The sequence below is a fragment of the uncultured Campylobacter sp. genome (genome assembly GCF_938040115.1).
Classification (GTDB): Bacteria; Campylobacterota; Campylobacteria; order Campylobacterales; family Campylobacteraceae; genus Campylobacter_A.
Map to the genome: position 1 here is coordinate 1 of NZ_CALHXD010000328.1, position 10159 is coordinate 10159.

At 41.0% G+C, this 10159-nt stretch carries 6 protein-coding genes and 1 pseudogene; all 7 read right to left on the reverse strand.

The window, feature by feature from the left end:
* Window positions 1-213 precede the first annotated feature (213 nt).
* On the reverse strand, window positions 214-2001 hold the full coding sequence (locus Q0314_RS11035; protein ID WP_298059020.1) for a M3 family metallopeptidase: 1788 nt from the start codon (window positions 1999-2001) through the stop codon (window positions 214-216).
* A gap of 8 nt (window positions 2002-2009) precedes the next feature.
* Complete coding sequence (dcuC, locus tag Q0314_RS11040) at window positions 2010-3404, reverse strand: C4-dicarboxylate transporter DcuC (RefSeq protein WP_298059022.1); 1395 nt, start codon at window positions 3402-3404, stop codon at window positions 2010-2012.
* Window positions 3405-4276: 872 nt separating this feature from the next.
* On the reverse strand, window positions 4277-4903 hold the full coding sequence (locus Q0314_RS11045) for a cyanophycin synthetase (protein WP_298059024.1): 627 nt from the start codon (window positions 4901-4903) through the stop codon (window positions 4277-4279).
* Window positions 4896-6002 (reverse strand): MBL fold metallo-hydrolase, encoded by a 1107-nt coding sequence (locus Q0314_RS11050; RefSeq protein ID WP_298059026.1) that lies wholly within the window; start codon window positions 6000-6002, stop codon window positions 4896-4898. Before Q0314_RS11050 ends, Q0314_RS11045 begins: the two co-directional genes overlap by 8 nt.
* A gap of 82 nt (window positions 6003-6084) precedes the next feature.
* Window positions 6085-7260 (reverse strand): toxin-antitoxin system YwqK family antitoxin, encoded by a 1176-nt coding sequence (locus tag Q0314_RS11055; RefSeq protein WP_298059029.1) that lies wholly within the window; start codon window positions 7258-7260, stop codon window positions 6085-6087.
* A 44-nt stretch (window positions 7261-7304) separates the two neighbouring features.
* Window positions 7305-9695 carry an AAA family ATPase gene (locus tag Q0314_RS11060; protein ID WP_298059032.1) on the reverse strand — a complete coding sequence of 797 codons (2391 nt, stop codon included), beginning with the start codon at window positions 9693-9695 and terminating at the stop codon, window positions 7305-7307.
* Between the two features lie 123 nt (window positions 9696-9818).
* A pseudogene (locus Q0314_RS11065) lies at window positions 9819-10159 on the reverse strand (DNA-deoxyinosine glycosylase); the annotation flags it as partial.

Consider the following 10159-nt stretch of genomic DNA (forward strand, 5'->3'; position numbering starts at 1 on the left):
ATAAAATAGATTAGCTAAAAAATAGCTTAGTTATGATAGTTGTTATCAGTTAAGTGTAAATTTGTAACGCATACCAAATTTTGCGAGGTAGTTTTAAATTTGACTACCCTATTACATTTTATGGTTAAAAACAGTATTTAAGCGGTAAGAGCAAAAAGCTCAACATTTTTGCTCTTAAATTTGGCAAAAAATAAATCAAATTTGAGTTCAAATTTACCCGCCCAAATTTGCCGCCTTATCAAATTCCATCTGCTTTTCAAGCTGCTTAAACTCATCTGCGTAAACAAGCGCATTATCGACGCACTCGAGCCAAAACTCCTGCGTTCGCGCGTCTTTGCCGAAGTGCTTTTGCAGCAAATCCTCGACGCTCATCACGCCGCACTCCCGCAAAAACGCCTTGTACGCGCCGATAAATTTATCGCCCGCGCGCCTAAACTCGCCCAGCAGAAACCGCGAGAGCAGGTAACCGACGGTGTAGGGATAGTTGTAGATGTATTGATCGGTTTTGTAAAAATGCAGTTTAAAGTACGGCAAAAAGCCCTCCGCGTCCTGCGTCGTATCGCCGTAGCGGCCTCGCCACGCCTTTTGCATGAGCTCCTCTATCTGCGACGTGCCGACCGCGCCCTTTTGCCTAGCTTTTAAAAAAGCGATCTCAAAATCAAACCGTACCCCGATGTGTAGCATGAAATTTGCCGCCGATTTTAACTCCTGCCACAAGATATCAAAGAGCAAATTTTTATCCGCGCTGTTTTTTCGCAGATAGTTTCGCAGCACGGCTTCGTTAAAGGTGCTCGCAGCCTCCGCCAGCGTCATAGGAAACTGCGTGTGTAGCGCAGGCAGATCGCGCATGATCCAGTAGTGCCACGCATGTCCGAGCTCGTGCGCCTGCTGGATCATATGCGCCTGCGTGCCCATGTAGCTAGAAAACACGCGCGGTTGCCGAAATTTATCAAACCTCGTATAAAACGCGCCACCTGCTTTGTTTTCGCGTACCTGCGCCTCGATCCAGTTTTTCTGTAGCATCATTCTGATAAATTCGGGTATCTCCTCGCCAACCTCGCACAGAGCCGCACAGATCGTCTCTATCGCCCGCTCGTAGGGGATATCATCAGCGCTAGCAAAGGGAGACGGCGCTAGCAGATCGCAGGCGTAAATTTTACCCTGCGGAAAGTACTTCGCGCGCAGACTCACGCACTCTCTGATCTTGTCCGATCTGCGATCTAGCGCCGCAAACATCGCCGTTACGGCCTGCTCGCTGATTTTATTTTGCTGCAGGCTAGGCGTGAGGATATCCATCCCCGCCGCCCTAAATTCGCCCAGCCTAAAGCTCTGAAGCAAATTTAAAACGTCGGCGTACAAGCTGGCATGCCTAGCGTAATGCTCCGCTAGCCCCTCAAATACGCTCTTTCGTAGCGCGGCATCGGGCGAGCCCTTTAAAACGCCCGCACATTTTGAGAGATTATAGACGCTTTTTGCGCCGTATTTATCCGTAGCCTGCACGGCGATGAGGTTGTTTAGATGCCTAAATACGCCGTAAAGCGGAGCGAAACTGCTAGCCGCCGTATCCTCGTAAATTTTACGCTCCTTTGCGTCAAATTTTGCCCGCCAGCTGTTTTTGCGCTCGTCGTAGAGAAATTTTATCCTCGCAAACTCTTGCGTTTGGCGCGCGGTATCAGAGGGATCCAGCGCGTCCATCTTTTCAAAAATGATCTCTTTCGTCCACTCAAGGCGCAAAAGCTTCTCTCTGATTTTCGCCTCGGCCGCACCCGCTCGCTCGTCTTTGGTGTCGTCGCTTGATTTGCAGCGGCAAAACGCGAGCAAGGAGTTCGCCTCCTCAAAGCCGCGCTCGTATGCGTTTATCAGTAAATTTAGCCCGCCGCCCGCGCTAATTAGCCTCTCTATCTCGCCTAAAATTTCGTCTAAATTTGATAGCGCATCTGTAAATCTCGCGTCGTCAAAGTCGCCGTACGCGTCCTCAAACGTCCATCTAGGAAGCTGCATCTCTCGCCTCACAACGAGAGTAAAAATACGAAAATATGGTGACTAACGAGGCCCAAGACCGCAGGCACGCTGCAGCGCTTGACGATATCGAGCGGACTGCACTTTAGCATGCCCGCTATCGCGACGACGACGCCAGCTACCGGCGAGAGAGGGCGAGCGATAGTGGAGGCCTGATGCATCGGTAGCACGAGCATAACCGAGCTCACGTTTAGCTTAGCCGCGATATGAGGCACCATCTCGATGAGCGGGTAGAAGCTCGCGCCGTTTGAGCCCGAGATGATCGTAACAAGCGTCGTGATGACGACGAAAAGCACCGACATGCCAAAGCCGCCAAAACCTAGCGAATTTGCGAGCTTGACGATACTATCGAGCATGCCTAGCGCCTTAAAGCCTTCTGCAAATACGCCCGCTGCGATGATAAGGATCACGACGCCGCTTAGGCTCTTGCCCATCGCTTGGAAAAATACCTTGACCCCTTCGGCGATCGGGTCAAATTTGAACCCATGCCTGACCGCTTCAAAAAGCATCGCGATGACGACTGAAAGGATGATGATAGCCGAGATGTCAAGCTTGATAGAGGCGATGCAGTACTGCGAAAATACGACCACTAAAATCATCGGTAAAAACGGCAGTATCGCGTAAATTTTAGGCGCGACAGTCTCGGGATTTTGCACTGCGCCGTCAAATTCCATCACTTCGCCCACGTGCTCGCTGCATACCCAGCCCTCTTTTTTATCCAGATACCTGTTCCAAAAAACGAGCGCGATACCCATCACGATCGAAGTCGGAAGCGCGGCCGGGATCTTATAGACGAAAACATAATCTAAAATACTAAGTTGCGTGGCCTTCGCCGCAGCGGCCGTCGATGCGCCGATGAGCACCATCGAGGCGGCTCCGGACATCGCGCAGATCGAGCCTACGGTGAGCTTGTTTAGTCCAAGCGAGATGAGCACGGGTCCTAGCAGCGCAAGACATAGCACGCCAAGCCCCACCGCGCTAGTGATAACCATGCTGATGAGCTTAGCCACCGCAAATGCGACGAATACCATGACGTATGGGTTTTTGATCCTAGCAAAGCGCTTCGTAGCGATAGAGACGAAAGCGTGGTTCGCCCCGATATGCGTCATATAGCTCGCAAAGCCCACCATAAACATGATGATAAGGCCCAAATTTGCAAATCTGTTTGAGAACATATATCGGATAAATTCGATGATGTTTAGGTAGGCGTTGCCCGTCGCTACGGCCTGTTTGGGCATAAAATTCCCCGTGCCCAGCGCGACTGAGCAGATCAACATAAAAACGCCCGAAAGAAAAAGCACGAGCGGCGCGTACTTGCCCCGCACTATCGCCCAGCCCACGATAAACAGCACCACCGTGCCGATAATAATACCTGCAACAGCCATATTTTGCTCCTTTTACAGTAAAATTTGAGTGAATTTTACTACGAACATTGATATTTTAAGCTAAAAACGAAGATTATTTTGGCTTTTCTGTTTGTGGATGCTTCGCGCAACTTTTGCTTTATTGAAATTTTGCAATTTAGCGCGCGGAATTTGCGGCTAAATTTAAAATTTAAAGCGGATCTCGGCGCCAGCGGATGGGCTTACGGTGCAGCACAGGGCGGGCGCGACGAGTGAAACGGCATGCAGTGTGTGATCAGCAAACGGATGCGGGCGGCAAATATCGCACTTTTAAGTCGCGGTTAAGTTCGGGCAATAATAATTTTAAAATTTTAACTAAATTTAATAAAAATTCCTTTGCCTTCCAGCCCCTAAAGACAATTAAAAATTTTATGTGATTTAACTTCTTTGCACACGCATAAATTTCAACGTAAAAACAATCACACTAAACGATAACAAACAGAAAGGTTTTCATTGCTTTGCCTAAAAATTACAAGTATAAATTTAATTTTATAAAATCTTACCGATCAACCGCGCTATTCGAATACACATCCGATATTGACCTGACACCTAACTGTAGTATGCGCCCGAGAGTTTTTCTGGTCTTACCCAAACAATCTCCCTCTGTCCACTGTACCGAGCACCACAAATCATTTGAGTCAGAGTTTGTAGGACTATTTTCGTATGATCGCTCATATAAAATTTCACGTGACCGTTTCTGCTCAAATATATGCCGATCTGTTCGAGAGTCAGCCATTCCTCAAGTACCTATTTTTTGAAGAACAAACGCGTGTTTGAATCCTATCGCTCATAGAAATTTATATCTCAAACTCAGCAAAATTTTAACTAGGTATAGTTCCATAAAATATTTATCTCTATTTATCTAAAGTTCTTGTACTGCCAATTTCAATATAGCTTTCAATGGCTTGCTGAGCATACAAAAATGAAGATAAAAAAGTCATAACTATAATAGAAAAGCAAACCATAAGATTTATACAAAAGTATCCGGCTAAATACGAAAAATAAAAACCAATAATAGAAAGCAAAATAGAGTTTCTAAAAAAGCCGTATAATATATTTTTCCATAGTAACTTTTCATCTTCTCTTGTTGTTTTTAAAATATTTTCAAGTCCATCGGGTGTATGTGCATAATCAACTATAACAGTAAATGGTTGTCCTTCATCTACAATTTTTATTACATCGTCATTTCTAAATTTTTCAAATAAGCCATCGTATAGGTCTTTTTTGCGGCATTTTAGATAAATGATTATTGGATTACCAAATTTTCCCCAAAACAAGCTCTCAGCTATTTTTATTATGCTAGCAGAAGTAGATCCACAAGCAAAAGACAAGATCACTATCGCTACAATATAGACAAAGCTATTAGTCTCTAGTTTAGTTAAATCATAGCCTTTTAAGATATATATCGAAACTATAAATAAAAATCCAGGTGCAAATCTAGCACAAAGATTATACGTACCAAAAAGCTTTAAATCAGCCATAGTTTTCAACCTCATTGTAAAATGGAATTGGTTCAGCAGAAACCCAACCGGCTCTATCGGGCATATTATTATAATGCTGCTTAGCACTACCTTTCGTTTCTATTACTTTACATCCGCGTCTAATAAAAGCATTCGTAACAACACGCCTTGGATGCGTTGGATCATTTTCCCCAACCGATACGAAAGCACTTATGGATTCTTTTGGCTTTTTGCCTCTGCTGCCCACTATTTTGTCTAAGATACTAGGACTAACGTTTCGTCTGCTTCCATGGTGTGGAATTTGAATAAATTTCAAATTTTGCGAAATATCAACATCGCAACTAATAGCATAATTGTACGCGCGATTTAATGCAATATTTCCAGCATCGCCGGTTAATAAAATGCCGTTGCCATTAAATTTTGCGTATAAAATTACGCTACTCTCGTTTTCGTTGCTTGTTTTACCACCTTCCCTTAACGTTTCTAAACCAAAGCTTTCTGCAATATTAAACGATATATCTTTTAGTGCATGAAATAATTTCTCTTTTGCAGCTAGTATTTTTATATCTTCTGTTTTATCAGAATTTACGATCAAATCAAATAAATACCAATTAATATATGGTGATAAAACGTAAAAACTTCCTATTTGACAGCCCGTATATGGTTCATCCATGGCAATTCCTCTATCTAAAGCCATATCTTCTAACTCTTTTGCATATCTATAATATTCGTCTTCAAATTTTCTGCGTAAACTATCTTCAGTAACCCTGCCGTCAAGTATCAAATCCGAATTCTGATTTATATGGTTCATAATATCCCTGATGTAGTGCCAAGGTCTATGCAGCCAAAGCTCGCCAACATCTAAATTTTGTAGAACTTCAGTTAACCCAGAAGCATGGTCTTTATCTGGATGTGTATTTACTACATAATCAACAAAGTTCGTTTTGTAATACTTTCGAATATGTTCTACGAGTTGTTTACCGGATTCTTTTGTTCCCCCATCTACCACCATAACTTTATAGTTCCCAGGATTACCATACCGAACAGCTATTGCATCTCCGCTACCACCATCGCCCACTGGCAAAAAGTCTATCTCATATCCAAATTTTTGATTATTCATTTCTATTCCTTGAGTTTTATTGCTCTTATTATACAACGATTGTCTAATCTAGATGCCATCAAGTCCTTAAATTTCTCAAATTTTACTCCCTTGCTAGCCCGTTTTTATCGGACTTGTCGTTAACTAGCTTGCCGTCTTTGTCGTATTTTTTGGCGTTGATGAGCCTGCCGCGCTCAAACTCCCCCTCGGCCTCTAATTTGCCATTTGCGTAGTAGTGTTTCGCCGTGCCGGTTTCCAGCCCGTCCTCAAACATCACTCTGGCTTTTAGCTTGCCGTTTTCGTGATACTCCTCATATAGCCCGTGATAGCGCCCGTTTTTAAACATCACTTTGGCAGCCGGCGCCCCGCTCTCGTAGTAGTCCAGCCCCGCGCCCGTTTGGCGGCCGTCTTTGTACTCGTATTCGCCCCTGAGCTTGCCGCTTGGGTAATATTCGCGCGCGACCCCGTCCTTTTCGCCATCTTTATAGTTTTCTACCACTCGCGTTTTACCATTTTCGTAAAATCGCTTCCAAGCGCCGTTTTTGCGGTCATTTTTGTATTCGCCCGTCTCCTCCACGGCGCCGCTTTCGTAGTACCATTTTTCCGCGCCTTCTCGCTTACCCTCTTTGTAGGTTCGCACGCCGCGGATTTTGCCGCTTTTGTAGTAGTCTACGTCCTCGCCGTTTCGCAGCCCGCCGACGTATGGGCTGCGTGCGCTAACCTCGCCGCTAACGTAATAGTCGGTAAATACGCCCTCTCGCTTGTCCGCCTTGAAAACGCCCTCCTGCTTTAGCGCGCCGCCATCGTCAAAGTAGTAGCGGCGGTAGCGCCCGTCGCGGACGTCATTTTTGTATTCGCTCTCGCCCATCAGAGCGCCGCTATCTGCGTGGTAGTGCTTAGCCGTGCCCTCGCGGACGCCGTTTTTTAGGGGGTATTCGTTTGAGGGCTTGTCTCTGCCGTCAAAATAGTCTCGATATCGCACCGCCGTGCCGCCCTGCACGTCTATCTCGCGTATAAGCGTGGGCGGCAGCGGTTTTAGCCTCGGATAGACCATGCCCATCGCATTTACGTCATATAGGTCCTCGACGCTGTAGCGCAGCATCTTTAGCGTGCCGTCGTAGAGCTTGCCTTTTACGTAGTAAAGCCCGTTTTTTAGGCTCGCTTCGGGCTTCATTACGATTTTTGGCTCTAGAGCTTGCGCACCGATGGCTAGAAGCGGGAGTAAAAATAGAAATTTTAAATTTTGAACTAAATCTGATAAAATTTGCCGAAATTTCATATCTTTGTTCCACGTCCATACCACATATTAATTATTAAATTTACTCACAGCTCACTACTTTTTCCTATACTTTCACATAAAGCTTCGTACTGCTCAGGATCTTTCCTTTTAATGGTCTCTAAAACAAATTTAGCTATTTTTTTACTCTCCAAAATATCAAGCGGCTTCATGCCTCGCTCCATAATTTCTCTTAAATGAGATAGCTCATTTGCATATCGGTTAACCAGGCTTGAAACAGCTTTATCATCGCCCGATTCAAAAAATCTTTCTATAACTTCTGTACCAAAAGACTTTACGGTTGGATATTTATAAAAAAGATAGACTTCTAAGAATTTTCTTAAATTGTTACCAAAATTATAAATTGACGCAGTTTTTATATCTTCATTTTCTATATCACTAATATCTTTTTGATTGTAAATTTGCTCAAATAAATAATTAAACTCAGTAGTATAGTTTTTGAGAAATTTTGGCATATCTTTTATATGGCTTCCATTTTCATCTTTCTCAATTAAGTATAAATTTACTTTTTTATTCTCATCTATTCTGCCGTCACTTATAGCCCTTAGTCTTTTTATATATTTTAAAAATTCCAAATTATGCGTTGATATAAAAAGCTGATGATATTTTAACGCTTTGGCATCAAAAAGCTCGCTATCAATAAGTGAAAAAATAAAAAATATATGATTAGAATCAAGACTGGAAATCGGATCGTCAATCCAAATAATAGAAGCTTTATCAGCATCTTGTAATTTTGCCATAAAATAGCAAAATCCCATCAAACTACACTCACCTTCGCTTAAGTTATTTGCCTCGTTGCCGTTTCTGTAAATTTTAAATTCAGATTTGTTTCCTTCAACAGCTCTAAACTCAAGCATATTGTTTCCAAAATAGGATTTTAAATACTCATTTATTTTATCGGCTCCTGCTTGTTCATTGCTCATAGAGGCTTTTTTATTATTTATTTGGTTTTTAAGTTGATCAATCTCTAGTATTTTTTGTTTTTCTTTACTTTCCTTTTCTCTTATTTCTTGTTTTTTTATTTCTAATTCTTTTTTAGAATCGTAATACTTAATATCTCGCAGCAAAGTGGCGATTTGATTAAATTTAATTTTATTACTAGCATTTTGCTTCTCATTTTGTAAATTTTTAGTCTTTTGATTATTGTTGTAAATTATTTTCTTAATTTCGTTTAGTATATCGGCTAGATTTACTGTTTTATTATCAGGTTCCTGAAAAACCAAATCTTTATATACATCCTCCTCTTTTTCTTTCATCTTTGTACATATATTTTTAACTTCACCTAAAATTTCTTTAGCCACCTTAATGGCTTCTTGCTTTTTAGTCTCAAAATTATCCTTAAATTCTATATAAAAATTGCTTATCTGAATTTTTTCTATGTCTTCTATAAGACCTTTAATTATTTTATAAAATTCTCTTAGTTCGTCCAGTTTGCTTGATATATCTTGCGCAAGTTTATCTTTTTTATCGTCTTTCAAGTTGTCCAAAAGCCATTTTATACGTTCGTTGGCTAGTTTATTACCACAAAATTTACATTCTTGAGATTCTAATTTGTTGCAATCATGATATTTTAAGCCTTCATTCAACCATTTTCTTAGATTGTTCTCTATATCTTCCTTCGCTACCAATTTTGCTTCAATTATGTTTTTACAATCGTTTGCGAGAGCACTAAATGTGATAGTGTCAATTTTAGTCTCAAAACTAACTATATTTTTAGCCTCATCCCCTATAGTGTTAAGGTACTTGTTGTATAAGTCGGGCAATAAAATATATTTTTGCAATTCTATTTCTTTTATATCGCTTATATCGTTTTGTATATGAGTGATAGTATATTTAGATTGTGATAAACCAAGTATTTCACGTATTTGCTTTGCTTTGTTTTTTAGCGTCTCGTTATGTTCATTCTCTTTTTTTGCAACTTCTCCTCTTAACTGTTCGATTTTTTTTCGTAAATTTTCTTTTTCCAAATATAATCCGCTAGCCTGTTCAGTCTCACTTTTGGGCTTACCCAAATTTTGCAATAATTCATCAATTTCTTTCAAAATTTTACTATTATCCCTGCCAATAATTGCACTTGAAAAAGATTTAATATTTCCACTACTTCTACCATTGATTAAAAAATTTAGATTTTCATTAACAAAGTCCTTGTTATAAACTATAATATTTAAATCCTCAGAATTTACTATATTATCTTGATTAATGGTTTTGTTGTCATTAATTGTTAATGAAAAAACGGCATCTATATAATCTTCATGATAGGATTTCAGCTCAAAACATCGCATAATCCTAGACAATATTGTTTTGCCAGCTCCATTATGTCCATAAAATATATTAATTTGTTTAAACTCATCTAAATCACTTACCCAAGTGTAGTTATTATAAGAAGCGCAATTTATACTTTCAATTTTTTTAATCATTATAGAAACCTTAAATTTTTTAAGTAATTATATCAAAAATTTTTATACTCGTATACGCAAACGTCATACTTCATATTAAATTTTAGAATCTTGCAATCTACGCAAAGACAAAGAGTGTTAATTTTAGCTATTCTTTAACACTTTTGCAACGATCGTCCACTCACGCACGAGCCTTTCAAAATTAAAATTTGCATTCGCTGGGCTCGTGGACGGCAGTTTGACGGCCTCTTTGCCCGTCGCATTTAAAATTTGAGTTTTTAGATATTTTTCGCAAATTTCATGCGCTTTGCCACCGTTGGCGAACACCTGCACAATGCGTGCTCCGCTAAAGATCGGTTCTAAATTTGCAGGCTCGACGGCAGTCATTTTGGCGTCGCTCGAGCCCTTTATCTCGCAACAGATCGCAGCGTCGTAGATAGCGATGCAGTGCGCGAGTAGGAATTTTATCTTTTCGTCCATGTTCG

Bases quoted from the DNA above. Each gene is read 5' to 3' on its own strand.
- Q0314_RS11035 (WP_298059020.1), bottom strand. From the start codon at position 2,001: ATGCAGCTTCCTAGATGGACGTTTGAGGACGCGTACGGCGACTTTGAC.
- dcuC (WP_298059022.1), bottom strand. From the start codon at position 3,404: ATGGCTGTTGCAGGTATTATTATCGGCACGGTGGTGCTGTTTATCGTG.
- Q0314_RS11045 (WP_298059024.1), bottom strand. From the start codon at position 4,903: ATGGCTGATTTAAAGCTTTTTGGTACGTATAATCTTTGTGCTAGATTT.
- Q0314_RS11050 (WP_298059026.1), bottom strand. From the start codon at position 6,002: ATGAATAATCAAAAATTTGGATATGAGATAGACTTTTTGCCAGTGGGC.
- Q0314_RS11055 (WP_298059029.1), bottom strand. From the start codon at position 7,260: ATGAAATTTCGGCAAATTTTATCAGATTTAGTTCAAAATTTAAAATTT.
- Q0314_RS11060 (WP_298059032.1), bottom strand. From the start codon at position 9,695: ATGATTAAAAAAATTGAAAGTATAAATTGCGCTTCTTATAATAACTAC.